We start from the raw sequence: 25,625 nt of genomic DNA on the forward strand, positions 1-25,625 counted from the left end.
TTTTATCCAAAAGTTTTTTCAGTACGGGCCAATTAAATTGTCATTCTAGGGAATAGATAGTAGAATAAAGTTATGATAATTCTGGAGAATGACAAATTAAAGGTACAGATCAGTGAGCATGGTGCGGAGCTGATTTCAGCATGGAATAAGGAAGCAGAACTGGAGTATATCTGGTATGGGGATCCCATGTATTGGGGTCGGCATGCACCTAACCTGTTCCCAATTGTAGGCCGCCTGCAGGGGGACCAGTATGAATTGGCTGGTCAAACCTATTATATGAACCAACACGGTTTTGCTCGGAATATGGATTTTTTAATTGTCAGCGAACAAGATGACGCGGTTCGTTTGCGTTTGGAGGATTCCGAATCAACACGGCGAATTTATCCTTTTGCCTTTATCTTTGATGTCATCTTCACCTTGAATGGCTCTTCACTAAAGGTGGAATATGAGGTCAAAAACCCAGCGAGTCATGATTCATTATTCTTCTCTGTTGGTGGCCACCCAGCTTTTAATCTCCCCCTTGATGGTGGCAAATTCTCAGATTACTATTTATCTGTGACGCCAGAAAAGGTTTATGATCGGATTCGCCTGGTTGGACCATATTCGAATCCAAACGTGCCCACGCCATTTTCTTCAAATATTCCATTGCGCTTGCGACAGGAAGACTATCATGACGATGCCATTATTCTCAAACTTGATCGTCAGAAAACAACCTTCTTGCTGGCTCGTCTAGCAAATCAGCATGGGATGGAAATGACAATTGATAACGCTCAGTTTGTTGGCATTTGGACACCATCTGGTAAAGATGCGCCCTTTATTGCTGTCGAGCCATGGTGGGGGATTGCTGATACAGTTGATGCAACCGGAAACTTCAAGGAAAAATTTGGCGTTAACGTTCTTGCTGCGGGTGATACTTTTAATGGTTCTTACTCGATGAACTTCTTTTAAGCGAAATATTTTAAATCAATCAATGAAAGAAAAAGCCAGCTGTTGATTCAGCTGGCTTTCGGATTATTAGACTATGAAAATTACAGAATTATTTGAACAAAAAAAGCCAATTGCCCAATCAGCATTGGCTGTCCCAATGGCGTTAGGGCCAACCGATAAATTTACCCCTTTCAAGCAGGCATTAGACCAAAAGAATCCAGATGTTGTTATCTGGCAGGCCGATGCGATTGCTGATGAGTTTTCTAAAGAAGTGGTTTGGGATCAGGTGAAGGCCGGTGGTGCACAGGCGGTTGAAGAACGTGACGCCTCTGCAATGAAAAAAGCTGCAATGAAGGCAGAATTAGACCAGGCATACCAAGAATTTCTGTCTAATTGGCCAGCCATGCACCAGCAAATTGTTCAGGAACTGGTGGATAATGCTCTGCAGACAGCAGGGGAGCACTTGGTTTTGCTGGCTTATACTACCAAAGCTGCTGGTGGAAAAGGTGAGTTAGCCCCGGCTGATCAAGCTTACTTTTTAGCAACGGCACTGCAGGCTGGAACTAGTCGCTTTGCCGGCGTCTACTTACCAGAGGAAATGGATGCAAATCTGCAGGAAAAAATCATTGCTGTGGCGGAGAAGGTGGCTGTGCCGGTTATTCGAACAGGCACACTTCATGATCTGACACCAGAAACGATTCGAGCGGCTTTCTCGTCTTTGTTAATCAAGAAGCCGGATGTTGTCAACTTACAGGTTGCATCTGATCGGTTAGCTGAAATTGACTTAGCCGATTTTGAATTAATTTTAGCTGGTTTGGCTGATCAAGCTGGTGAAACAGCCCTCGTGTTAACGGTTACGGGTATCCTCTCCAAGGATCAAATTGAATCTTGGCTTGTTTTCCAATCGGCCTTAGTGACTCTGGCCTTAGGGGAAAATTGGCAGACACCTTTGATTAAAAGTACTGTTGCTGAACTAGGGTGGGCTTGATATCGGCTACCACTTCAAGTAAGCAGATCTAGATTGATCATTTCGCTCTTTTCTTGATTGCCAATGCATGGTATAATGAAAACAACCAACTGAGGTAGTTTATCTATCTACCTACCCAGCACCCGCAAGGGTGCTGTTTTTTTTATGCTTAAATTGCCGTATTTACTAGTTAGCCGCTTAAAAACACTAATAGTAGGCAGAAAGAAAAAACTCCGTTTCCTTTATCGGTCGATAGGGAAAGCGGAGTCTTTGCTTTACTGTTCATTATAGTTGGGGTAAAGAGTTTTTAGATAGGTAGTCAAGCCTGATTTAATATCCTTGGCAATCTTTTGTTGGTAGGAACTTTGGCGAATGTAAGAAAAGTCATGGTCTGAATTAATGAACCCATTTTCGAGTAAGACGGCCGGTCTGGTGACGTCTTTAATCACAAGGTAAGGCATTGTTTCATAACCACGATTTTCCAGTGGCAGGTTATTCAGTGAGCCGTTTAAAGCTTGAGCGAGTGCTTGTGAGTTGTCATTATAATAATACTGAGAAACGCCCGAAGCGCTGTTATTCGATTCTGAGGAGTCAAAATGTAAGGAAATTTGGGCATCAGCATTATACTTTTCAGCTTTGCGGGGGATGTAAAGGAGGGGAACAACGACATCTTTAGTGCGGACCATGATGACCCGTACACCAGCCTCAGTCAGAACTTTTTCAGTTGCCAATGCTGTTTTTAAAGTGTACGTCTTTTCGTAGTGCTTGCCATCTGTTGAAAGCGCACCAGTATCGGAACCACCGTGACCTGGGTCTATGACGATGGTCGCTTCGGAAAGTTGCGTGGCTGTCTTTAACTTGGTGTTATTAGCAACCCAGGAAGCGACCCAACCAACTTTTTGGTTGTTATCGCGTTTGACCTGCCACCAGCCATTGTTTTTGGCAACGACTGTTAGCTTGGTGCCGGCCTTCAGCTTGGTAATTTGTTTGTAGTTGATCCCCGGACCAGTTCGTAATGGAACCTGGTCCGGTCGGGTCGTCAGTTGGTTTTGTTGTGCCAGCGAGATGATTAGAATCATGGTCGCGAAGGTAAAGACACCAACGATGATGGCTCCGATTTTATTTTGTTTAATCCAATTTATTAATTGAAACATTAATCCGGCCTATTCTTCATATACTTCTGTTTATTTTATCACGAATATTCCAGAAAAAGGGTTCTTGATTCGAGTATAATAGATGACATGAAACAATTTAGAGTACAAAATTTAACATCTGTCTACGGTGAAAAGGTCCTCTTTGATGACCTTTCCTTTTTGATTACCCAAGGGGACCGCGTTGGTTTGGTTGGGGTTAACGGATCTGGGAAAACAACCCTTTTAAATGCCCTTTCCGGCAAACAACCAGCTGATCATGGGGCCATTTCGACCCAAAATGATTATCGCATTGGTTACTTGGAACAAGATCCTGATTTGGCTGGACACATGCAGGTCTTAGATGCCATTTATGCCGGCGATCAACCAGTTTTTCAAACCATTCGTGCTTACCAGGAATCCTTAGATTTTCTGGCGCAAGATCCCGAAAATGCGAAGGCAGCAAGCCGCTTTGAAAAGGCGCAGGCTGCTATGGATCGTGATGATGCCTGGACCATTGAGGCCCAGATTAAGACTATTTTAACGCAGTTACATTTAACGAATTTAAATCAGGAGGTGGCCAGCCTATCTGGTGGGCAAAAAAAGCGGGTTGGCTTAGCGCAAGTTTTAATTCAAGAGCCTGACCTGTTGATTTTAGATGAGCCGACCAATCACTTGGATTTTGATTCGATTGCTTGGCTGGAACAGTATTTGGCCAAGTATAAGGGGGCATTGTTAACGGTCACACACGATCGCTATTTCTTGGATCGGGTGACGAATCGAATTTTTGAGCTTTCTTTTGGCAAGCTGTACGAATACCAGGGAAATTACCAAGATTACGTTGAAGGCAAGGGCATCCGCCAGGAAAATGAGGCGGCTGCTGAGCACAAGCGTGAAAAACTGTACGAAAAAGAACTGGTGTGGATGAAAAAATCAGCTCGAGCACGGACAACCAAGCAGAAGGGCCGGGAAAGGGCCTTTGCAGAGTTGGAGGAATCGCTAGGGAATGTCCGTACGGATCAGGATGTTGAAGTGTCATTGGGACAACAGCGCTTAGGAAAGAAAGTCATTGCCTTAGACCATGCTTCCTTGGCTTTTTCCGACCAAGTGATTTTTAAGAACTTATCATTGCGTTTTGGTCAGCGCGACCGAATTGGCATTACTGGACCCAATGGGGTTGGCAAATCTTCTCTTTTGAATGTTTTAGCTGGGCGGTTGCCCTTGACTGATGGAGTGTTGGAAATCGGTGAAACGGTGCGAATCGGTTACTACACTCAGGTAACGGAGGAGATTCCGGCTGATAAGCGCATGATTGAGTATTTGACGGATGTTGCTTCGAGTGTGAAAGACCGTGATGGCAACGTTATTTCGGCTAAAGATCTCTTGGAACAGTTCCTTTTTCCAAGTTCTATGCATGGAACTTTGGTTCGCAAGTTATCTGGTGGTGAGAAGCGCCGGTTGTACTTATTGAAAATACTTTTGCAAGAACCAAATGTTTTGTTGCTCGATGAGCCAACCAACGATTTGGATATCGGAACTTTGACCGTTTTGGAGAACTTTCTTTCTCGCTTTGCAGGAACCGTTGTGACGGTTTCCCACGATCGTTACTTTTTGGATAAGGTGGCCGACTATGGCTATTATTTGTCTGGTAATGGTCAAGTTGATCGCTATAATGGGGAATTCTCATTTTACTTGGATGAGGTTGTCTTACCAAGTGAAAAGGATGCCGGCAGCAGTCGTCTGGATAAAAAAGACAAAGCAACAACTGCAAAATCAGTAACGCCAGCTCAAAAGCCGAAAGAGCGTAAGTTAACCTACATGGAAAAACGCGAATGGGAAACGATTGAGGATGAAATTGTTGATTTGGAGGGACAAGTTGAGGCCTTTAATGACCAAATGGCCGCCAACGGTGCTGATTACCAAAAGGTTGCTGCAATTCAGGTCCAATTACAAGAAGTTTCGGATGCTCTTGATGCGAAAATGGATCGTTGGGCTGAATTGAGTGAAATTGTTGAAGGACAGGGCTAAGGCTCTGTTTTTTATTCAGGTTGCCATGGCTATTTTTAGCTTTGAATGGCCGTTGGTCCTCCTTGCTTTCGTCTAACGGTGTTGAAAGAAGGGAGAAACTGATGAATTTGAATCAATTTTTGTTAGCGCTTCACCTGACACCTGGATTGGGTCAAGCGAAGGAGGCGAAGGTGATTGGCGCCTTAAGTCAACAAGGTCATCCAGAGCAGGGACCCTATCCTTGGCCTTTTTTAACGTTAGCTCTTGTTCTTGGTTTGGAGCCCGGATCACAACCATATCGGCAGATTCAGGCGAGTTATGAATGGTCATTAGATAAAGCCCTAGCATACCAAGGGGATTGGTTGACCTACTTTGATAATAATTACCCTAAACAATTGAAAGAAGTTTATCAGCCACCGTTAGTCCTTTTTTACCAGGGGGACTTACGGGCGCTGACGCTGCCATTACTAGCAGTGGTTGGGGCTAGAGCAGCCGGTCCTTATGGATTGGCAGCACTCCGGCAATTGTTGCCAGCGGTCCTTAAGGCGGGGATTGGTGTTGTTTCTGGATTAGTAAAGGGAATTGACGTGATGGCCCACCAGATGACCTTTCATTATGGTGGTGTTCCAGTAGCAGTCATTGGCACGGGTCTGGACCGGGCATACCCAGCAAATCACCGTGTATTGCAAGACCAGGTTGGTCTGCAAGGGTTATTAGTCTCCGAGTACCCAGTCGGGTCTTTGCCATTAAAAAATCACTTCCCAGACCGTAATCGAATTATTGCGGGTCTTTCGAGCGCTACGTTAGTGGTCGAAGCCAAGCACCACTCCGGGTCTCTGATTATTGCTAATTTAGCGTTACAAGAAAATCGACAAGTTCTAGCGGTTCCTGGTCCGATTAATGCCCCCTTGTCGGTTGGCCCCAACGAATTGATTCAGGCTGGCGCGTTGCCAGTCTTAACCAGCAGTGATATCATTAGAGCGGTTTCATGTTTGACTTAAAAATTGCCATTATAATTGCCATTATATAGTAGGAAAATGATTTTACCTATCTTGCCAAAGACTAGCTTTGGCTGGTATGATGGGAGAGTTAAACCAAAAGGAAAGTTTACTTTTAGTTGGTGACCGTGATTATCGATTCCAAAATAATCGCTTTTGTCGTCTATCAAGCAGCTTTAGAAAAATGGGGAATCACACGTTGGTAGAAGCAAAGACCAAGAAAACAATTACTCCAAAGAAAAAGAGTAAGAAGAAAACAAGTAAAAAATTAGTAATTGTCGAGAGTCCGTCAAAGGCTAAGACAATTGAAAAATATCTTGGCTCGACGTATCAAGTTGTTGCCTCGATTGGCCATGTTCGCGACTTACCTAAGTCAACATTGGGTGTAGATGTTGACCAGAATTACGAACCAAAGTACATCAATATTCGTGGTAAGGGACCAGTGATTAAGGACCTGAAAAAGGCTGCCAAGTCTGCTAAGCAAGTTTACCTCGCATCCGATCCAGATCGTGAAGGAGAGGCGATTGCCTGGCATTTACAGCATATTTTGGCTCTTGATCCAGAGCAAAAAAACCGTGTAGTCTTTAACGAAATTACCAAGGATACGATTAAAAACGCCTTCAAGGAACCACGGACGATCAATCAAGATTTGGTTGATGCTCAGCAAGCTCGGCGGATTATCGATCGGTTGGTGGGTTACTCGATTTCACCAGTGTTGTGGAAGACAGTTAAACGCGGCTTGTCAGCCGGTCGGGTACAATCAGTTGCCCTTGGTTTGATTATTGCCAGAGAGCGTCAGATTCAGGCTTTCCAACCAGAAGAATACTGGACACTGGATTCGGAATTCAAGAAGGGCAAGGCGAAGTTTAAGGCGAACTTCTATGGCTTTTCTGGCAAGAAGCAACCGTTACCTGATAATGCTGCCATCCAAGCAGTCATGGCGGATTTGGATGTGAACAAGCCCTTCCAGGTGTCAGAAGTTAAGGCGAAGGAAAGAAAGCGGCAACCACAGCCACCATTTACAACATCGACCATGCAACAGGCGGCCAACACGCAGTTAAAGTTCCGAACACGGAAGACGATGATGACGGCTCAGCAGCTCTATGAAGGAATCAATTTAGGACGTGGCCTTGGTCAAGTTGGATTGATCACCTATATGCGTACGGATTCGACAAGACTTTCAGCTGTGGCGAAGAATGCTGCTGCCCAGTATATTCATGACGAGTGGGGCGAAGAATACTCAAGCCATAAACCTGTTGCTGGAACACCGCAAGAAGGCGCCCAAGACGCCCACGAAGCAATCCGTCCAACCGATGTCACGAAGACACCGGCATCGATTAAGGATAAGCTGACTCCTGACCAATTCAAGTTGTATTCCTTGATTTGGTCGCGCTTTGTTGCGTCTTTGATGACACCAGAAGTTTTGGATACCCTAGCCGTGACGGTTGAGCAAAACGGCGTCTTGTTCCATGCCAATGGATCAAAGACGAAGTTTGCTGGATTTACGAAGGCCTATCCGGCTGCCAAGGAAAAAGATAACCTGTTGCCTGATTTGGCAGAGGGGGACGAAGTCGATTTGGCAAAGACAAATCCTGAACAGCATTTCACGATGCCACCAGCGCGTTATACTGAAGCGGCCTTAATTAAAGCCTTGGAAGAAAACGGTGTTGGTCGTCCTTCAACTTATGCACCAACGTTGGATACCATTCAGCGGCGAAACTATGTGCGGGTGGATGCACGGAAATTCGTGCCGACTGAATTAGGTGAAATTGTCCAGACTATTGTTGAGGATAAGTTCCCAGATATTACCGATACCAAATTTACGGCCCAAGTTGAAAATTCACTGGATGAAATTGAAATTGGTGATAAGAAGTGGGTGCCGGTCGTCGACGAATTTTACAAGCCATTCTCAAGGGAAGTTCAGTCCGCCGAGGAGACCTTGGAAAAAATTACGATGCACGATGAGTTGGCCGACATGGACTGTGAAGTTTGTGGTGCGCCAATGGTGATTAAGATGGGCCGATATGGCAAATTTTATGCTTGCTCGCGTTTCCCGGATTGTCGCAATACGAAGGCAATTGTGCAAGAAATTGGTATCACTTGTCCAAAGTGTGGCAAGGGGCAGGTAGTTGAGCGTAAAACCAAGCGTGGTCGGAAGTTTTATGGTTGTTCTCGCTATCCCGACTGTGACTTTGTTTCATGGGATAAGCCAAAGGATCCAAACCAAGGAGACGATCAGAAGGCTTTTGCAACTGGTGAAGACCAGCAGGCAAGTGCTACAGTCGCTACGACAACTAAGAAAAAGGTCCCCGCGAAGAAAAAAACGAGTGAAGCGAAGTAAGAGAATTTTGAAAAGCCGCCGCTAAGGACGGCTTTTTTTGAGAAATGAGTATGAAAGGTCGCTGTATGGCTACAAATAACAAAGTTTTAACCATCGCGGGATCAGACTCGCTAGCCGGTGGAGGTCTCCAAGCTGATTTGGCTACCTTTGCGGCAGCTGGCCTAGCTGGTTTTTCGGCGATTACGAGTATCGTCAGTATTCAGCCAAGCAATGTGGCTGTCTTTCCCGTGCCAGATGAGGTTTTTGACCAGCAACTAAAGTCTCTAGCCCAGGTCACAGACTTTGCCGCCATTAAGGTGGGGATGCTAACGTCGGTCAAGCAATTGGACCGGGTGGTTGCCTTCTTACAAGATTATACTGGCCCGATTGTCGTCGACCCTGTGTTAGTCTTGAAGGAAGGCCACTTAGCTGAAAACAAAGTGCTAGTTCAAGGATACTTGGACCGCCTATTGCCGTTGGCAACGGTTACGACACCAAATTTAAATGAGGGACTGGCATTGGCAGATCAAAATGGTGCTTTGGTGAGTACGTCGACTAATTTGGCAGAATTAGCAAAAGAAATTAGTCAACGCGGTCAGACTGCCGTGTTTTTAAAGGGTGGTCAGGGATTTGTTGACCATCAGGCCCTTGATGTTTTGACAGTAGGAGGACACATCAGTTATTTGTCACAACCTGCCTTGGGTAAGAGTGCCTTTGTTAATGGAGCAGGCTGCACTTTAGCGGCCGCGATTACAGCCAAATTAGCCTTAGGCGAGAAACTACCAGAAGCGGTTGAGCAGAGTCAGTGTTTTGTTCATCAGAGCATTCAACAGGGTTATCGCTTGAATGCCAGTCGAACGGATGGCAACGTTTTTCAGATTGGTGCCAAATGGTGGAAATAAGGCGGGGTAGTTAATCCGACACTTACTGATTTTTTTGACAGAAAAAAAGAGTTCTTCTACTAGAAGAACTCTTTTTCGTATGCGTTTAAAAATTAGCCCTTGCCATCCTGGAAGGCGGCATAAAGGGTCATCCCTCCATCAACGAAGAGGGTGGTACCAGTAACGTACTTGGCCTGATTGGAAGCTAACCAAACGGCAGCATCGGCCACGTCTTCGGGATCGCCAATCTTTTGCATTGGAATCATCGACTGTGTTTCTGCATATTGAGACTTGTCAGCAAACTTTTTAGCATTAATTGGCGTGTTAATCGCGCCGGGTGCGATATTGTTGACGCGAATGCCTTTTGGCGCATATTCCATGGCAATTGTTTCGGTAAAGAGCTTAACCCCACCCTTAGCAGTTGCATAAGAAGCAAAGGTCGGCCAAGGGATTTGCTGGTGGACGGAAGACATGTTGATGATGTTGCCAGTTCGGTCATTATCTAACCAGTAGTTCAGGGCTTCTTTTGCCCCAAGGAAAACACCGGTCATATTAATGCCAATGACTTTATTCCACTCCTCAAGTGTAATCTGGTGAGTTGGTGTTTGAATTTCCATTCCGGCATTATTGACCCAAACATCTAAACCACCAAAGTTATCAATCGCGGCCTGTAAAAGGGCTTTGACGCCGGTTTCAGTTGAAACGTCGGCCTTGATAGCAACAGCATCGCCACCATTTTTTCGAATCTCGTCGACGGCTGCTTGAGCCCCGGCTTCGTCGGAATGGTAATTAATGACAACGTTCATCTTTTCTTGAGCAAAGCGCAACGCAATTGCGTTACCAATACCCTTAGAGCCACCGGTAATAACGGCAACTTTTTTGTTCAAATCGTTAAACATCTAGTTCCTCCTTGTACAAAAAAAGCGAAAGTTGGTTTCGCTGTCTACTGTAACTTAATGAACGTGGATTGGCAAGTTTATTTGTTTTGCTTGCGGTATTGAACGGCCGTTACGCCAACTTCCTGCTTGAAGACGGTATTGAAATATGAGAGGTTAGGGATGCCAACCTTAAGGCCTACAAGGGCCACTGAGTCTTTGCCATCCTTGAGTAGTTTCTTGGCATGAAACATCCGCACTCGTAATAGATAACTTTGTGGGCTTTCTTTAGCGACAGTCATAAAGGCCCGGTGAAGAATGCCGGATGAGACAGAAAAGTCTTCACTCAAGGATTCGAGTGTGATTCGATTTTTATAATTGGCTGAAAGAACACCTTTCACCCGGAAGACTAAATCAGCCTTATCGGATAGTTCACCAAAGGGCTGACAATCAGAGCAAGGTTGGAAGCCTTCGAACAGGGCCTCGTCATTTGTTTTAAAAATCTGAATATCTTCAGGGTGGGTGTCACTACCGTGAATACATGAGGGACAACAAACCCGCTTATCGGTTGTGACACCGTAGATAAAGCTACCGTTATATTCCGCATCTCGATTGTGAATTGCTTGCCAACGCTTTTTTGTTAATGAGTACATCCTGAAGACCTCCTTTTAGAATTTATCTAGTTCCCAGAAATTGCTTATGAAAAAAGCTCCAAACAATAATAACATAAATTGGTCTATTTGAGTATTGCTATTACTTTACAAAGAAGGTTTTTTGTGTTTCAAAGGCTGATTTAGTAAAATAGAAAAGAGCAATCACGCAAAAAGCGTTTGGAAAGGCGATTAAAAATTGACAAATTATGCAGAAGAAATGATGGCTGCTATTCGCTTGGGACAAATGGACCAAGCCCAGAAAGCCTTTCAAAAATCACTAGCCGAAGATGACGATGACTTGGTCTATTCATTAGCTGAAGACCTTTATGCCATTGGCTTTGTCGAGGAGTCCAAGCAAGCCTACTTACACCTATTAGCCAAGTACCCAGATGAGGGCGACTTGAAGACGGCTTTGGCGGAATTAGCGATTGAAGAAAACGACTTGGATTTGTCTCAGGACTACCTAGCTCAAATCCCAAAAGATTCACCAGCCTATTTGCAGGCCTTGTTGGTTAAGGCAGACTTGTACCAATCTGAGGGCCTCAGTGAATCAGCCGAACATGCCTTGGAGCAGGCGTCACAGTTGGCACCAAACGAACCGGTCGTGACCTTTGCCTTGGCTGAATTTTACTTTACGACTGGCCAGTACCATCAGGCCATTCGTGGTTACCGTCAACTCTTGTTAGCCGGTCAACGACGGATTGCCAAGGTTGACATGGCTGCGCGAATTGGGACGGCCTACGCAGCCATTGGAAATGTTGATAACGCGATTGCTTATCTTGAACAGATTAAACCCATTGACATGACGATTGATACTAAGTTTCAACTGGCCTTTTTGTATGTCGAGAAAAAAGCGGATGAGGACGCCTTACCACTCTTTGAAGATATTTTGGCGGCAGACCCTCAGTACACTTCCGTTTACCCACTGCTTGGGCAATTGTATGAACGGATTAACGATCTTGACCAGGCGGAAAAGACTTATCGCTTGGGGCTGTCCTATGATCAAACGAACCCGGTCTTGTATCGCCAAGCTGGACTCTTGGCCTTTAAATTGGGTCAGTATGACCAAGCCCAAGCTGATTTCAATCAGGCACTTGGCCTTGATGACCAAGACTTAGCAACTTATAGTGCTTTAGCTGACCTCTATCTAGCCCGTCACAACTATGATGCCGTCATCGAAACAATTGGTGCAGCTCAAGAGTTGGATTTGGTTGACCCCCGCTTTAGTTGGGACTTAGCACGCGCTTACCATGCCAAGGAAGAAGAAGAAAAGGCAGAAGAACAATGGCAGGCCGCACAGGTTGATTACCCGGCGGATCCTGATTTTTGGCACGACCTTGCTGACTGGTATCACGAGGTTGGTCGACGAAAAGAAGAATTAACTGCCTTAGAAAAGGCTGTTGATTTAAATCCCGACAACTTTGAATTAGCCGACCGCTTGGCTGATTTATCGCTTGATTAAAAAATGAATGGAAATCCCTTTGTTTCGTGCATTCAAGGTGAAATCTTGCTAAGATTAGATGAATAGTAAATGATTAGAAGGAGGTGGCGATGAAGCTTGAACTGTTACCAAGTGAATTGACGGCTGCCAAGCCGATTCTAAAACAGATTAACCAAGCCGGCTTTCAAGCTTATTTTGTTGGCGGTTGTGTTCGTGACATTATCTTAGGAAAACCAATTCACGACGTTGATATTGCTTCTTCTGCCTACCCAGAAGAAATTAAAAAAATATTTAAAAAAACGGTTGATACTGGTATCCAACATGGCACTGTTATGGTCTTGGACCACGGTGAGGGATATGAAATTACGACTTTTCGGACGGAGTCTACTTATACGGACTTTCGTCGACCTGACCAAGTAACGTTTGTACGGTCATTGAGTGAGGACTTGAAACGCCGAGACTTTACCATTAATGCCTTTGCCCTCGATGAAGATGGTCAAGTCATTGATTATTTTGACGGCCTGAATGATTTGTCTAACCGACAAATCAGGGCAGTTGGTTTAGCAAAAGAACGCTTTACAGAGGACGCTTTGCGAATGATGCGTGCCCTGCGTTTTGCTGCGCAATTAGATTTTCAAATTGAAGGCCAGACTTTAGCCGCCCTGGTGGAACTAGGACCTAATTTAGCTAAAATCGCCGTTGAGCGTATTCGAGTCGAATTTGAAAAGATGTTGCAAGGGCAGGCTGCTGGTGTAGCTTTGCAAGTCTTAGTTGAAGCTGGACTTTTGCCTTACCTACCAGGAAAAACTGGGTTGATGACGGAAGCCAACGTTTTCAAGGTGGCTACGCAGCTGGAAAGAAAACAACCGCAAAGTCAACAAGTTGTCTGGGCTTTGTACCTGGGGCAACAGGGCTTTGATGGGCCCACCCTGCAAGCGCAGTTACGGCAGTGGAAGCTATCGAAAGAAGTGATGCAGGCCGTGATGGCGGTTGGACCACTGTTAGCTGATGTCAACCAGATTGACCGGTGGGCGATTTATGAGCACAATGCCCACGTGGAAACGTTACTGGAAACGCTGACAATCATGGGAATTGACAAAGGCGTGACGGACAACATTCAAAAAAACTATGATAGCCTGGCGATTTATTCAATGAAAGACCTGGCCTTAAGTGGTGGAGACTTGATTGCTGCTGGTTTGGCAAAACCGGGTCCTGATTTAGGCGCGGCGTTAAAGAAAATGGAACGGGCTGTGGTCTTAGGGCAGGTGAACAATACCAAAGAGGCCTTAACCACCCTGGTGAAGGAGTAGACAGATGGCAACAGTTAAAATGGTTTGGGCGGAGGATGACCGCCACGCAATTGGTAAGGATGGGGATTTACCTTGGTCCATCCCATCAGACTTACAACACTTTAAAAAAGAAACGGTCGGGTCGACCATGGTGATGGGCCGTGCAACTTGGTCAGCCATTGGCCGTCCTTTGCCACAACGTCAAACGGTTGTTTTAACTCGAAAAAGTGATTTTGACCCCGGCTTTAAGGAGGTCGTTGTTGTTCATTCCCTTGTTGATTTGCAAGCTTTGATTGATGATGAAACCAGCCAAGGGCACGTCGTGACGGTTGCTGGTGGTGCTCAAGTCTTTGCAGCGCTGATGCCAATGGCGACTGATTTGATTGTCACGAAGGTCAAGGGAGACTTTGGAGGGGACACTTTTGTCGATCCAGTTGATTTGAATCAATTCAGGTTAACAAAGCAACAAGAGGCCGTCGATGGCGACTATCAATTAACCTTTTTAACATATAAACGGAAGTAAGTAGGAGACGATTCTATGGCTAAAGTACAGATTGTAACGGATTCAGCTGCTAAGTTAACTCAGGCAGAAATTGACCAGTATCACATCAAGGTTGTCCCATTGACTGTTCAGATTGATGGCACCATTTATCAAGACGGGGTGACCATTTCAGCTGAAGAATTCTTGGAAAAAATGCAAGAAAGCAATCAGTTGCCACAGACTTCACAGCCATCGATTGGGGCCTTTAAAGAAGTTTACGATCAGTGCTATCAAGAAGATCCGGAAGCAACGGTCTTATCTTTGCACCTGTCATCTGGTTTATCTGGTACAGTAAATGCGGCCGCTCAGGCAAATGCCTTAACAAAAGCTGATGTCCATGCATTCGATACGTTGAGCGCTGACCGGTCTGAGGCGTTTGTAATCTTGGCAGCAGCGAAAGCAGCGAAAGCTGGTCAAAGCTTAGAAGAAGTTTTACAGGTTGCAGAAACTGCCAGGGACCAAACTTACATTTTTTTGTCATTCCGCTCACTCGATAACATGGTTGCTGGTGGTCGCTTATCAAAGACACAGGGCTTGATTGGTAATCTGCTGAATATTAAGGTTGGTGCCAAGGTCGATGCGGAAGGCAAAGTGGATGTTGTTGTGAAAGGGCGCGGCTTAAAGACCATTAAAGCCTTCAATGAAAGCGTGATTGAGCAAATGAAGGGCTACCAGCAGATGAAGGCGATTGGAGTAACCTATACCGGCATCAAGGATGAGGCCGAAGAAATGGTTCAACGCTTAAATGCCATTTGGCCAGACATTGACATTCTCTTGTCAGTGGCAACACCAATTATCTCGACACATACGGGGATGGGAGCTTTGGCCATTCTCTTTGAAGCAGAATAAAGAAAGAGTTGATATTAAGTGAAAAAGGGTAAGGTCGTCATTTTAACAATTGCTGGGATTGTGGTTGTTTTAGGTGCGGGGGCGGGTCTTGCCTATATGAACCTGGCCAACCAAGCAGGTCCAACGGTTAGCACCAAGAAAGCAGATAGTGACCAAGCGACTGGTACCAAGAAGGTATTGGCAACTAAGTCATTCACTAAAGACGAAGTCAATGAGATGATTCAGTCCCAATTGCAAAATAGTCATTATCAGGTTAACCTTGATGGAAAGAACATTGTAGCAACCAGCACGAGTTCGAGTTTGAAGGGCCAATTAACGATGACACCCAAGGTTACCAGTGCTGGCAACGTTGTTTTAACTGTTAACAAGGCGAAGGTTCATTCGCTGGATGTTCCTGCCAAGGCTGCCCTTGGCTACCTACTTAAGCAAAATATGGCACCAGCCGGTGTGGCGATTCAGCCAAGTCAGGGGCAAATCACGTTGGATTTGTCGCAGTTAACACAGGATGGTCAAACAGCTTACCAAGCTAAGCAAATTGATGTCCAGAATGGAATTTTTAAATTTTCAGAGGTAGATACTAGTGCCCAGTAAGTCACGAACTTTTTATGGTTGGTTGATGACCAACCGCAATTCGGTTGCAGCAACCGAAATTCAACAATTTGCCAACAATGCCTTTTTGGACCAAAGCTTTCCAAAACAGTCGACCGATTTTGATGAACTTTCGAATTACTTGGAGGGTTCAGCGAGTTATTTAATGTCGATGACTATTTTTGATGAGGCTTGGTCAGAGTACCAAGCATCGCGGTAAGAAAAAGACAGGAAGGAAAGTCCATGGGACAATTAATACAATGGTATCCTGGTCATATGGCCAAGGCCTTTCGCCTGATGCGCGAAAACTTAAACTTGGTAGACATTGTTTTTGAACTGGTTGATGCCCGCTTACCAGCGTCATCACGTAATCCAGAAGTGGATAAATTGATTGGTGATAAGCCAAGACTGCTGGTTTTAACCAAGGCTGATTTAGCCGACCCCAAGCAGACCAAAGCTTGGAAAGAACGCTTTGAAAAAGAAGGGCTAAGTGTAGTCGTCTTGGATACGAGAAGTCCAAAGACACCTCAGACGATGACAAAGGCGGCCAAAGCTGTTTTGGCCGATAAAATCAAGGCCCAAGAGAAGCGTGGAATTGAGAATCGCCCCATTCGAGCAATGCTCGCTGGGATTCCCAACGTTGGTAAGTCAACCCTGCTCAATCACCTTGTCCAAAAGAATGTGGCACCGACAGCCAACAAGCCTGGGGTGACGAAGAAGATTGCTTGGCTAAAGACGCCAGCAGGGTTGGAAATTTTGGATTCACCAGGTGTCTTGTGGCCTAAATTTGAAGACCAGCAAATCGGTCTTCGCTTGGCCTTGAGCGGAGCGGTAAAGGATACACTCTTTGCCAAGGATGATGCGGTGTTGTCTCTGATTGCTTTTTTCCGGGATTATCGTCCGCAAGCTATTATTGAGCGTTATCACCTGGCGGATGACGCCTTTACGATGCTGTCTGATGTGGATATTCTCTTAGCCATTACGGCTAAGCTGGGTTTTAAGGACGATTATGATAAGGCGGCTATACGCGTTTTAAATGATCTTCGTCAAGGAAAGTTGGGTACGTATACCCTGGATTTAATTCATGGCTGAAACGATTGTAAGCATTAAAACGGCTTTAAAAACAGCTGCCTCGGATGACTGGCGCTTAGCTGCCTGGCGGCTAGATGACCGTCAAGGCGTCAAGGCTGCTTTAGCAGCTTTTGATCGACGGCAGGAAAAATTAGCCGAGCAAAAGGCGGCCTTTTTGTCGCGCTTTTCTTTGGAAGAACCACTTTGGACAGCTGGTTATCAAAACATTGCCGGTGTTGATGAGGTTGGTCGGGGACCCTTGGCGGGACCTGTTGTTGCTGCGGCAGTAATCTTGCCACAGAATTTTGATCAATACGGCGTCATTGACTCAAAGCAGGTGAGTGAAAAACACCGTTTGGAATATGTTCAGGCGATTAAGGACGAGGCCGTTGCTTATGGGATTGGCGTGGTTAGTGCGCAAGTGATTGATGAGGTGAATATCTATCAAGCCAGCCGGCTAGCGATGAAGGAAGCAGTGGAACAGTTGCAGCCCATGGCCGACTATTTATTAGTTGATGCCATGACGATTGATACAGATTTGCCACAGCAATCGCTGATTAAGGGGGATGCTCGTTCTAACTCGATCGGTGCAGCCAGTATTTTGGCCAAGGTCACACGTGACCAAATGATGGCTGACTATGACCGAGAATATCCCGGTTATGATTTTGCTCATAATGCCGGTTACGGCACAGCTAAGCACCTCTCAGGTTTAGTGGCTTTAGGCCCATCACCGATTCACCGGTGCACTTTTGAACCGGTGAAAAAGCTTTTATCATGATTTTTTATGGGGCGCAAAAATTTTGTGGCTCCTTTTTGCTCGTTAGCTTGGCACTGGCACAAGCAGTAATTTTTTAATTGAGAAAGGAATTGCTTATGACAGCAATTAAACTGAGCCCGCGGTTAGCCGCAGTGAAAGATTTGGTGAATGACCAGGCACGTGTTGCCGATATTGGGTCAGACCATGCCTATTTAGCGGCAGCCCTGTTACTGGAAAAGAAGAGCGAATTTGCCTTGGTGGGTGAGGTTGCGCAGGGTCCTCTCGAGAATGCTATTCATACGGTGGCCCATTATGGTTTGTCTGACCAAGTAACTTGTCGGTTAGCGGACGGACTAGCAGCGATTGAACCCGCTGATCGAATCGAAACCGTTGTAATTGCCGGAATGGGTGGTTTGCTGATTGAGAAGATTTTGACTGCTGGCCAAGATAAGGGGCCGTTTAACCAATTAATTTTACAGCCGAATACTGATCAGGCGGCGGTTCGTTTGTGGCTAAGTAAAAACAGTTATCGAATTGATCAAGAAGAAATTGTGCAAGAGGGACACCACCGTTATGAAATCATTGTGGCCGTTCCCGGTCAACAGGAGCTGACCCGTGCCGACTGGACCTTTGGTCCAAAGCTCCTGCAAGCAAAAAGTCCAGTTTTCTTGGCCAAGTGGAAGCAAGAACGCAGTCGAGCGGCTGAGGTTTTGTCACGATTAGAAAACGCACAACAGACAGGCAGTGAAAAGTATGTAAACTTACAAAAAAAGCTCAATTTTATCAACCAGGAGGTTTTTAATGGTCAAAGCAAGTGAATTAATTGAACAAATTGAGGCCTTTGCACCAAAGTCGTGGGCTGAACCGGGCGATCCAACTGGGTTACAGATTGGCCAGCCGGACCAACCAATTCACCGTGTCTTGACGACCCTGGATGTACGGCCGGAAGTTGTCCAGGAGGCCATTGATTTAGGGGCTGATTTTATCTGGGCTCATCACGAAGCCATGTTTCGGCCTGCTAAAAACCTCGATTTGTCGGACCCACAAAATGCCATGTATGCACTCGCAATTAAAAATAACATTGTGATTTATGCCTCTCATACTAACTTGGATGCTGCCATTGGTGGTTTGAATGATTGGTTATGCCAGGCATTTGGGATTGAAAATCAGGTGCCACTTCTGCCAAGTGATGAGGGCAAGCCCGGGATGGGGCGGATTGGTGAGTTGAAGACTGCCTTGACCATGGCTGACTTTGCGAAACAGGTGAAGACTGTTTGCCAGGTCGCTGCTGTGCGTCTGATTACCAATGATGCGACTAAAATTGTGAACCGGGTTGCCATTCTAGGTGGTGATGGTGGTAAGTATTGGCAAAAGGCGCAAGAAGCTGGCGCTGACCTTTACTTAACTGCTGATTTGTACTACCATGTTGGTCATGATGTATTGGCCGCTGATTTTGCCGTGTTAGACCCCGACCACCATATGGAAGCCTTGGCCAAAGAACCGATGGCTCAAAAAGTGCAAGAGTGGTTTGATGGACAATTACCGGTCACGGCTAGTCAGATAAATACTGATCCCTATACCTATTTTTAGGTCTGTTTGCAAGCAGGAGGTTTTGCATGTCTGAGAAGTACCCACAGTTAGTGTCTCGTTTCTTACGCTATGTCAAAGTTGATACGCGGTCTGATGAAGAGAGTCAGACGATTCCATCATCGCCAAAAGAAGTTCAGTTTTTAAAGGATTTGGCCGTTGAATTAAAGGAAATAGGCTTGGAAAACGTCCGCACGATGAAGGATGGCTATCTTTTTGCTGAATTGCCTTCGAATTTACCAAACGGACGGGGAACAAAGATCGGCTTTATTTCCCATGTGGATACGGCTGATTTTGAAAGTGAGCATGTCAACCCACAAGAAGTTGATCACTACGACGGACATTCCGTTTTGGAGTTGGGGACGTCTGGCTACAAGTTGGACCCAGAAGTGTTCCCACATCTCAAGAACTATCAAGGACATGATTTGATTACGACGGACGGGACCACCTTACTAGGTTCTGATGACAAGTCTGGTGTGGCTGAAATCATTGCTTTGGCAGAATATTTGTTGGCCCACCCAGAAGTAAAGCATGGTCCAGTTCGCTTTGCTTTTGGTCCGGATGAAGAAATTGGTATCGGCGCTAATCATTTTGATGTTGCTGCCTTTGATGCTGATTTTGCCTACACCGTTGATGGCGGTCCGTTGGGCGAATTGGAGTGGGAAACCTTCAATGCTGCGCAGGCCGAGATTGTGATCACCGGTCAAAACGTTCATCCTGGTACTGCCAAGGGGGCAATGGTTAATGCCATTCAAGTCGGGATTGATTTTCATAATGCGTTGCCTGAGCATGACCGTCCCGAAAAGACAGAGGGTCGTGAAGGTTTTTATCATTTGATTGATATGGCAGGAACGCCAGAGAAAGCTACGTTAACTTACATTATTCGGGATCACGATCGGGAAAAGTTTGAAAGCCGCAAGCAAACGCTGGTCCAAAGCGTCGACCAATTAAATCGGGATTTGCAAAAAGACCGAGTAGCTTTGACCCTAAAAGATCAATACTACAACATGGGTGATGTCTTGAAGGATCACCAAGAAGTTGTTCAATATGCCGATCAAGCCATGATGGATTTGGGCATCACACCGGATACACAACCGGCTCGAGGTGGTACGGATGGATCAAAGATTACGTTCTTAGGTCTGCCAACGCCAAATCTTTTTGCCGGTGGTGAAAACATGCACGGTCGTTATGAATTCGTGTCAAAACAGGTGATGGAACAGGCAACTGATGTTTTGTTAGGGATTTTGACAAAGGCGGCAGAGTCAAAGTAAGCAGACTGGCTTAACTTGATTAATTAAAATTAATGGCAATAAAAAAGACTAGGATTTTTTCCTAGTCTTTTTTAAAGTAAACTGTTGGTGTTTTAGGCTTGGTTGTCTGCCTTTTCTACATTTGGAGAATCTGACAAGGCAGGTACCAAAACGAGGGCAGCTTCACCAACGATAATCGTTACGAGAGCTGTCACACCTGGATTGAAAGTTACGCCGGTCATTTGTCCGACCAAGTAACCAAGAACTTCACCAAACAGTGCACACCAGAAGGCGGCGGTAATATAGCGCATGTTTCCACTTCCTTTATGATTTACCCACTATGATACGCCCCTCTGATAAATTCGCAAGAGAATTTGTTTGATTTAAGGACAACAATTTCAGATAAGTGTTGGTTAAAAAGGCCAAGCAGCTAAAAAGGGGCGGGCGATGTTCTTGGAATTTTTCAGCTAGGCAAACAAATTTTCGGTATAATGTTTTTAGACTAGTGACGCCGTCAAGGAGGACTTTATGTACGCACCATTACAACAAAAAAGCGCTTATTCGCTTTTGCAAAGTCCTAATTCGGTAGAGCAAATTATTCAAGTGGCCAAGGACCGGGGCTATCAAGCGGTCTCTTTGGCAGAAGAAAACGTGCTTTATAGCGTGGTTGCCTTTTACAAAGCGGCCAGAAAAGCCGGTATTAAACCAGTTTTTTCGCTGGTCTTGCAGGTTAATGGCTTGGTGAATGTGGCCACAGCTTTCCCGGTTTTACTGACCGCTAAAAATCAGGTTGGTTATCAAAACTTGGTTTATTTGTCTTCTAAAAAGATGGCAAATCCTGATCAGGCGCTTCAATTGACTGACTTGACGGGTCACCTCGATGGGCTTTCTTTGACTTTGTCGCCAAAATCAGAATTGGGGCAGTTAATTGTTGTCGAAGATTCGGCGGTTAAAAATTACCTGGATCAGTTAACTGACAAGGTTGGTGGAGCTGATTTTTACTTAGGCATTAATCCATTAATGTCGGTTCACCACCAAGACCTCTTAGTCGCTTATGCCATGGCCCATCAAGTGCGCTTAATCGCTTGGGACCAAGTCGATTATTTAAACGAGGAAGATGTTTTTTTTGCTCAAGTTTTGCGAGCCATTAATCAGGGAACTCAGTTAGAAGACTTGGACCTTTTAGCCCGTGAAAAAGGGGCCTATTACCTCAGGTCACAGGCGGAAATTGCTGAATTGTATCAAAAAAATGCGGCTTTACGTGGTGCTTATCAGAACAACGAGGCCCTGATTGGTGAGGCGAACGTTGATTTGGCGTTCAAGTCACCAGCCCTACCTGTTTTTCAACAGGATTCTGGGTTGGATTCGAAAACATATCTGACCCAATTGGCCAATGCGGGCTTAAAGCGTCGGCTAACGGGCCATGAGGAATCCTTTCAAGACTATCAGGACCGGCTGAACCACGAGTTGACCGTCATCGTGGGGCTTGGCTTTGCTGATTATTTCTTGATAGTTTGGGACATTGTTAAGTACGCCAGAGACCACCATGTCCAAACTGGTTCCGGTCGTGGATCCGCTGCGGGGTCCTTGGTTGCTTATACATTAGGGATTACCAATGTTGATCCCTTAGACGAAGGATTGCTATTCGAACGGTTTTTAAATCCTGACCGAGCATCGATGCCCGATATTGATATTGATTGGCCAGATGACCGTCGTGATGAAATTCTTGCTTACCTTCATGATAAGTACGGTCAGGAATCTTTCGCACAGATTATTACTTTTGGTACTTTGGCAGCTAAGCAGGCATTGCGCGATACAGCCCGTGTTTTCGGCCTTGATGCCAAGGCACAAAAACGGCTTTCAGAGGGCGTACCGGCTGGTAAAAATGGTCGTAAGGTGCCTCTGAAAGAAGCCTGGACGGCGCCTGACCAAAAGCTTAAACAGGCGATTTATGACTTGGACTTTGGTCAACTGCTGCTAAAAACGGCTTTGGCAATTGAAAACTTACCGCGAAATTATTCAACCCATGCTGCCGGCGTCGTCCTTTCAGACCAACCATTAGTGGCCACGTTGCCGGTTCAAGTTGGCAATGATGGCTATCTCTTAACTCAAGTTGAGAAGGGGCCAGTTGAAGAACTTGGCCTATTAAAAATTGATATTTTGGGCCTGACGAACTTGAAAATTTTGGCGCAAACGATTGCCTTGGCTCAAGACGATCTGCCAGCTGATTTTGATATTAAAAAAATTGATTTTCAGGACAAAGAAACCTTGCAACTTTTTGCCAATGGCAATACAACAGGCATTTTCCAGTTTGAGTCGGCTGGTATGAAAAATGTCCTAAAGCGACTGGAAGTGGATGATTTTCATTTGATTGTGGCGGCCACGGCCCTTTATCGACCAGGTCCTAGCCAACACATCGACCCCTTTATTAAACGACGCTTGAAACAAGAACCCGTGCCGACGATTGATCCTGTCGTTGACCAAATCTTGGCCCCAACCTACGGTATCTTAGTTTATCAGGAGCAGGTCATGCAGGTGGCTGCTGCCTATGCTGGCTTCTCATTGGCCCAGGCGGATTTTCTTCGTTCGGCGATGTCCAAGAAAAAGCTTGAGCAGATGGCAGCGGTCAAAACTGCTTTTATAACTGGAGCACAGCAAAAGGGGCACCGTCTTGACGAAGCAGAAAAACTGTTCGCTTATATCGATCAGTTTGCTAATTATGGTTTTAATAAGTCGCATGCAGTAGCTTATAGTCAACTATCGTTCCAGCTGGCCTACATGAAGGCCCATTACCCATTGGCCTTTTATACAGCAATTTTGAATGCCCACCAAGGCGGTGCCGAGAAGGCGCAAGCCTATTTGGCCGAGGTCAAGCAACTCGGTTTGAAGGTTTTGCCGCCAGATGTTAATACCTCCACTAGGGATTGGTCTATCCAAGCTGGCGCTCTGGTTATGGGCTTGGGCAATATTAATGGCTTGCAAACGGCCTTTGTGACAACCTTATTGGATAGTCGCAGTCAGATTGGTCGCTTTGCTAGTTTGCAAGACCTGATCAAGGCTTTGCCTGAGAAATTCCGCGATGAAAAGTTTTTAAATCAGCTTGCCTATGCAGGGGCACTTGACCATTTTGGCTATAACCGGGCGGAACTCTTAGCCAATTTGCCGGACTTGATTAATGCGGCTAGTTTTGGTGACTTAGTTTTGTCAGAGACGAAAATCAAGAAATTGGCTGATTTACCGTTAGTAGAGCGATTGCAAACGGAAAAAGAGGCCCTTGGCTTTAACTTATCGGGCCATCCAACTGAGGCTTTTCAAGCCGATTACGACCGAGGAACCGTGACGGCCATGGTCAATTTAGTTGCTGGACAGCGTGTCAAAGTTTTAGGCCTCGTTAAAAACGTCAAAATTATCCAGACGAAACGGGGGGACGATATGGCCTTTGTTAATTTAACGGACATGACCGGCAGCGTCGATGTCACCATCTTCCCCAAAATTTATGACAAGGTCAAAGCGGTCTTAAAGGTTGGACGCTTAGTTCAGGTAGGCGGCAACACAGAAGTCCGCCAGGGGATCTCTGTTATTGGCAATTTCGTTGACGCAGTGGATGCCAGCCAAAGTCAAAATTTTCAAGCTGATTTGGACAAAAAACATCCGGTTCATCAGCAAACAGCACCAACAAGAAAGACTGCTCAGTCAGGTACATGGTTTTTGCGTCTGGATGAAGACCATGATCAAGAGCCGATTAAAAATCAGCTTTGGCAGGTTATGCAACAAAATCCTGGTGACTACCCGGTTATCTTGTATTGGCCGAAGACAAAGATAAGGCGAATGTTACCACAATCTTACAATTTAGCTGGTTCAGACCAGTTAAAGCAGGCATTAGAACAGGTTCTATCTAGTAAAAATGTCGTTTTCCGACAAAAAGACTAAATTGTGTCTTGTGAATTGGTTATAGAGTGTATTACAATATGAAAAGGAAGTTGTTTGTAGGCAACTCACCAAGATATCAAAGGAGCTATTTACCCATGAAAAAGACGAAGATCGTCTCAACACTTGGTCCATCATCAACTGATGTAGACACAATTGTGAAGTTAATCGAAGCAGGTGCGAACGTATTCCGTTTCAACTTCTCACACGGTGATCACGAAGAACATTTGGGCCGTATGCAAGCCGTTGCAGAAGCCGAAAAGATTACTGGTAAGACTGTTGGTCGTTTGCTTGATACAAAGGGTGCCGAAATCCGGACTACTAAGCAAGCTGATGGTAAGATTCAATTCTCAACTGGCGATGTATTCCGTATCTCAATGGACGACAGCATCGAAGGTACAAAGGAAAAGATTGCAGTTACTTATCCTGGATTGTTTGACGACGTTAAGGTTGGCGGACAAGTGCTCTTTGATGATGGTTTGTTAGCTACTACTGTCACTGAAAAGGACGAAGCAAACAAGGAATTGGTTGTTAAGGCTGAAAACAATGGTTTGTTGGGATCACGTAAGGGTGTGAACGCTCCTGGTGTTTCAATCAACTTGCCTGGTATCACTGAAAAGGATGCTGATGACATTCGTTTTGGTTTGGACCACGAAATTAACTATATCGCTGCTTCATTCGTTCGTAAGCCTGAAGATGTTTTGGATATCCGTGCCTTGTTGAAGGAAAAGAACATGGAACACGTTCAAATCATCCCTAAGATTGAATCACAAGAAGGTATCGATAACTTAGATGCTATCTTGGAAGTTTCTGATGGTTTGATGGTTCCACGTGGAGACATGGGTGTTGAAATCCCTGCCGAAAACGTGCCTTTGATTCAAAAGGAAATGATTGACAAGATGAACGTTTTGGGATTGCCAGTTATTACTGCTACTCAAATGCTTGACTCAATGGAAGAAAACCCACGTCCTACACGTGCCGAAGCTTCCGATGTTGCCAACGCTGTCTTTGATGGTACTGATGCAACAATGCTTTCTGGTGAATCAGCTAACGGTGATTACCCAGTTGAAGCTGTTGCTATGATGGCCGCTCTTGATGAAAAGGCTGAATCAGCTTTGTCATTGTACAGCCGTCATGCTGATACTTTCTACGGTGATGATGATGTTGAATCAGTTGCTTCAGCAGCAGCTCGCTTGTCAGATTCAGTTGAAGCTAAGGCCGTCGTTGTTTTGACTGAAACTGGTTACGCTGCACGAATGGTTTCAAAGCACCGTCCTGCTGTCATGACCATTGCAATGACAAAGTCAGAACGTGTTCAACGTGGATTGACTTTGAACAACGGAATCTTGCCTGTTTTGGTTGACACACCAAAGACTGTTGATGACTTGGTTGCTAAGGCCAAAGAAGAAGCCCAAGCTCAAGGATTGGCAACTGCTGGTGACAAGATTGTTGTTGTGACTGTTGCCCCAATTGACATGGCTAAGTCAACGAACAACGTTTCTGTTGAAACAATCTAATAAGTTTACTGAAAAAGTCCGATTTTGTCGGGCTTTTTTTGTTCTAAATT

At 45.3% G+C, this 25,625-nt stretch carries 23 protein-coding genes; 19 read left to right on the top strand and 4 right to left on the bottom strand.

The features are described 5' to 3' along the window. The first annotated feature begins 72 nt into the window (after positions 1-72). On the top strand, positions 73-948 hold the full coding sequence (locus M3M36_RS00330) for an aldose 1-epimerase family protein (RefSeq protein ID WP_252773901.1): 876 nt from the start codon (positions 73-75) through the stop codon (positions 946-948). A gap of 73 nt (positions 949-1,021) precedes the next feature. Continuing rightward, positions 1,022-1,915 (top strand): type I 3-dehydroquinate dehydratase, encoded by an 894-nt coding sequence (locus M3M36_RS00335; protein ID WP_252773902.1) that lies wholly within the window; start codon positions 1,022-1,024, stop codon positions 1,913-1,915. Between the two features lie 254 nt (positions 1,916-2,169). Here the strand turns inward: M3M36_RS00335 and M3M36_RS00340 are convergent, their stop codons facing one another. Then, positions 2,170-3,048, bottom strand: coding sequence for an N-acetylmuramoyl-L-alanine amidase (locus M3M36_RS00340; protein WP_252773903.1), 879 nt, complete (start codon positions 3,046-3,048; stop codon positions 2,170-2,172). A gap of 87 nt (positions 3,049-3,135) precedes the next feature. On the opposite strand from M3M36_RS00340, the gene M3M36_RS00345 reads away from it, so the two are divergent. The 4 genes from M3M36_RS00345 (at position 3,136) to M3M36_RS00360 (ending at position 9,251) form a co-directional block, all read left to right on the top strand. Next, on the top strand, positions 3,136-5,052 hold the full coding sequence (locus M3M36_RS00345; RefSeq protein ID WP_252773904.1) for an ABC-F family ATP-binding cassette domain-containing protein: 1,917 nt from the start codon (positions 3,136-3,138) through the stop codon (positions 5,050-5,052). A 101-nt stretch (positions 5,053-5,153) separates the two neighbouring features. Beyond that, positions 5,154-6,032 carry a DNA-processing protein DprA gene (dprA, locus tag M3M36_RS00350; protein WP_252773905.1) on the top strand — a complete coding sequence of 293 codons (879 nt, stop codon included), beginning with the start codon at positions 5,154-5,156 and terminating at the stop codon, positions 6,030-6,032. 181 nt (positions 6,033-6,213) lie between these two features. Continuing rightward, a complete protein-coding gene (gene topA / locus M3M36_RS00355) occupies positions 6,214-8,370 on the top strand; it encodes a type I DNA topoisomerase (protein ID WP_252773906.1) in 2,157 nt (718 codons plus the stop codon). Between the two features lie 65 nt (positions 8,371-8,435). Beyond that, positions 8,436-9,251 (top strand): hydroxymethylpyrimidine/phosphomethylpyrimidine kinase, encoded by an 816-nt coding sequence (locus M3M36_RS00360; RefSeq protein ID WP_252773907.1) that lies wholly within the window; start codon positions 8,436-8,438, stop codon positions 9,249-9,251. Positions 9,252-9,343: 92 nt separating this feature from the next. Here the strand turns inward: M3M36_RS00360 and M3M36_RS00365 are convergent, their stop codons facing one another. Then, positions 9,344-10,129 carry a glucose-1-dehydrogenase gene (locus tag M3M36_RS00365; protein WP_252773908.1) on the bottom strand — a complete coding sequence of 262 codons (786 nt, stop codon included), beginning with the start codon at positions 10,127-10,129 and terminating at the stop codon, positions 9,344-9,346. A gap of 77 nt (positions 10,130-10,206) precedes the next feature. Next, positions 10,207-10,758, bottom strand: a complete 552-nt coding sequence (locus tag M3M36_RS00370; protein WP_252773909.1) for an Ada metal-binding domain-containing protein — start codon at positions 10,756-10,758, stop codon at positions 10,207-10,209. A gap of 196 nt (positions 10,759-10,954) precedes the next feature. On the opposite strand from M3M36_RS00370, the gene M3M36_RS00375 reads away from it, so the two are divergent. From M3M36_RS00375 to pepT, 11 genes are all read left to right on the top strand, one after another. After that, the gene (locus tag M3M36_RS00375; RefSeq protein ID WP_252773910.1) at positions 10,955-12,220 is read left to right on the top strand and encodes a tetratricopeptide repeat protein; all 1,266 of its coding nucleotides are present in this window, start codon (positions 10,955-10,957) and stop codon (positions 12,218-12,220) included. An 89-nt stretch (positions 12,221-12,309) separates the two neighbouring features. Beyond that, positions 12,310-13,509 carry a CCA tRNA nucleotidyltransferase gene (locus M3M36_RS00380; protein WP_252773911.1) on the top strand — a complete coding sequence of 400 codons (1,200 nt, stop codon included), beginning with the start codon at positions 12,310-12,312 and terminating at the stop codon, positions 13,507-13,509. A 4-nt stretch (positions 13,510-13,513) separates the two neighbouring features. Continuing rightward, positions 13,514-14,011 carry a dihydrofolate reductase gene (locus M3M36_RS00385; protein ID WP_252773912.1) on the top strand — a complete coding sequence of 166 codons (498 nt, stop codon included), beginning with the start codon at positions 13,514-13,516 and terminating at the stop codon, positions 14,009-14,011. A gap of 15 nt (positions 14,012-14,026) precedes the next feature. After that, positions 14,027-14,878, top strand: a complete 852-nt coding sequence (locus M3M36_RS00390) for a DegV family protein (RefSeq protein WP_252773913.1) — start codon at positions 14,027-14,029, stop codon at positions 14,876-14,878. Between the two features lie 18 nt (positions 14,879-14,896). Then, entirely contained in the window at positions 14,897-15,469 is a 573-nt protein-coding gene (locus M3M36_RS00395; protein ID WP_252773914.1) for a DUF2140 family protein, read from the top strand. After that, entirely contained in the window at positions 15,459-15,686 is a 228-nt protein-coding gene (locus M3M36_RS00400; protein ID WP_256470328.1) for a YozE family protein, read from the top strand. Before M3M36_RS00395 ends, M3M36_RS00400 begins: the two co-directional genes overlap by 11 nt. 23 nt (positions 15,687-15,709) lie before the next feature. Beyond that, positions 15,710-16,558, top strand: a complete 849-nt coding sequence (gene ylqF, locus M3M36_RS00405) for a ribosome biogenesis GTPase YlqF (protein WP_252773915.1) — start codon at positions 15,710-15,712, stop codon at positions 16,556-16,558. Then, positions 16,551-17,315: a ribonuclease HII gene (locus tag M3M36_RS00410; protein ID WP_252773916.1), complete on the top strand. Its 765-nt coding sequence runs from the start codon at positions 16,551-16,553 to the stop codon at positions 17,313-17,315. Before ylqF ends, M3M36_RS00410 begins: the two co-directional genes overlap by 8 nt. Positions 17,316-17,410: 95 nt before the next feature. Then, on the top strand, positions 17,411-18,112 hold the full coding sequence (locus M3M36_RS00415; protein WP_252773917.1) for a tRNA (adenine(22)-N(1))-methyltransferase: 702 nt from the start codon (positions 17,411-17,413) through the stop codon (positions 18,110-18,112). Further along, complete coding sequence (locus M3M36_RS00420; RefSeq protein WP_252773918.1) at positions 18,096-18,884, top strand: Nif3-like dinuclear metal center hexameric protein; 789 nt, start codon at positions 18,096-18,098, stop codon at positions 18,882-18,884. Before M3M36_RS00415 ends, M3M36_RS00420 begins: the two co-directional genes overlap by 17 nt. A 26-nt stretch (positions 18,885-18,910) precedes the next feature. Continuing rightward, positions 18,911-20,152 carry a peptidase T gene (gene pepT / locus M3M36_RS00425; RefSeq protein ID WP_252773919.1) on the top strand — a complete coding sequence of 414 codons (1,242 nt, stop codon included), beginning with the start codon at positions 18,911-18,913 and terminating at the stop codon, positions 20,150-20,152. A gap of 92 nt (positions 20,153-20,244) precedes the next feature. Here the strand turns inward: pepT and M3M36_RS00430 are convergent, their stop codons facing one another. Next, complete coding sequence (locus M3M36_RS00430) at positions 20,245-20,442, bottom strand: YjzD family protein (RefSeq protein ID WP_252773920.1); 198 nt, start codon at positions 20,440-20,442, stop codon at positions 20,245-20,247. Positions 20,443-20,659: 217 nt separating this feature from the next. Here M3M36_RS00430 and M3M36_RS00435 point away from each other — a divergent pair, with 217 nt between their 5' ends. Together M3M36_RS00435 and pyk are read left to right on the top strand one after the other, a co-directional pair. Beyond that, positions 20,660-24,061, top strand: coding sequence for a DNA polymerase III subunit alpha (locus M3M36_RS00435; RefSeq protein WP_252773921.1), 3,402 nt, complete (start codon positions 20,660-20,662; stop codon positions 24,059-24,061). Positions 24,062-24,156: 95 nt separating this feature from the next. Then, positions 24,157-25,575, top strand: a complete 1,419-nt coding sequence (gene pyk / locus M3M36_RS00440) for a pyruvate kinase (protein ID WP_252773922.1) — start codon at positions 24,157-24,159, stop codon at positions 25,573-25,575. Positions 25,576-25,625 lie beyond the last annotated feature (50 nt).

The organism is Fructobacillus americanaquae (assembly GCF_024029775.1).
GTDB classification, from domain to species: domain Bacteria; phylum Bacillota; class Bacilli; order Lactobacillales; family Lactobacillaceae; genus Fructobacillus; species Fructobacillus americanaquae.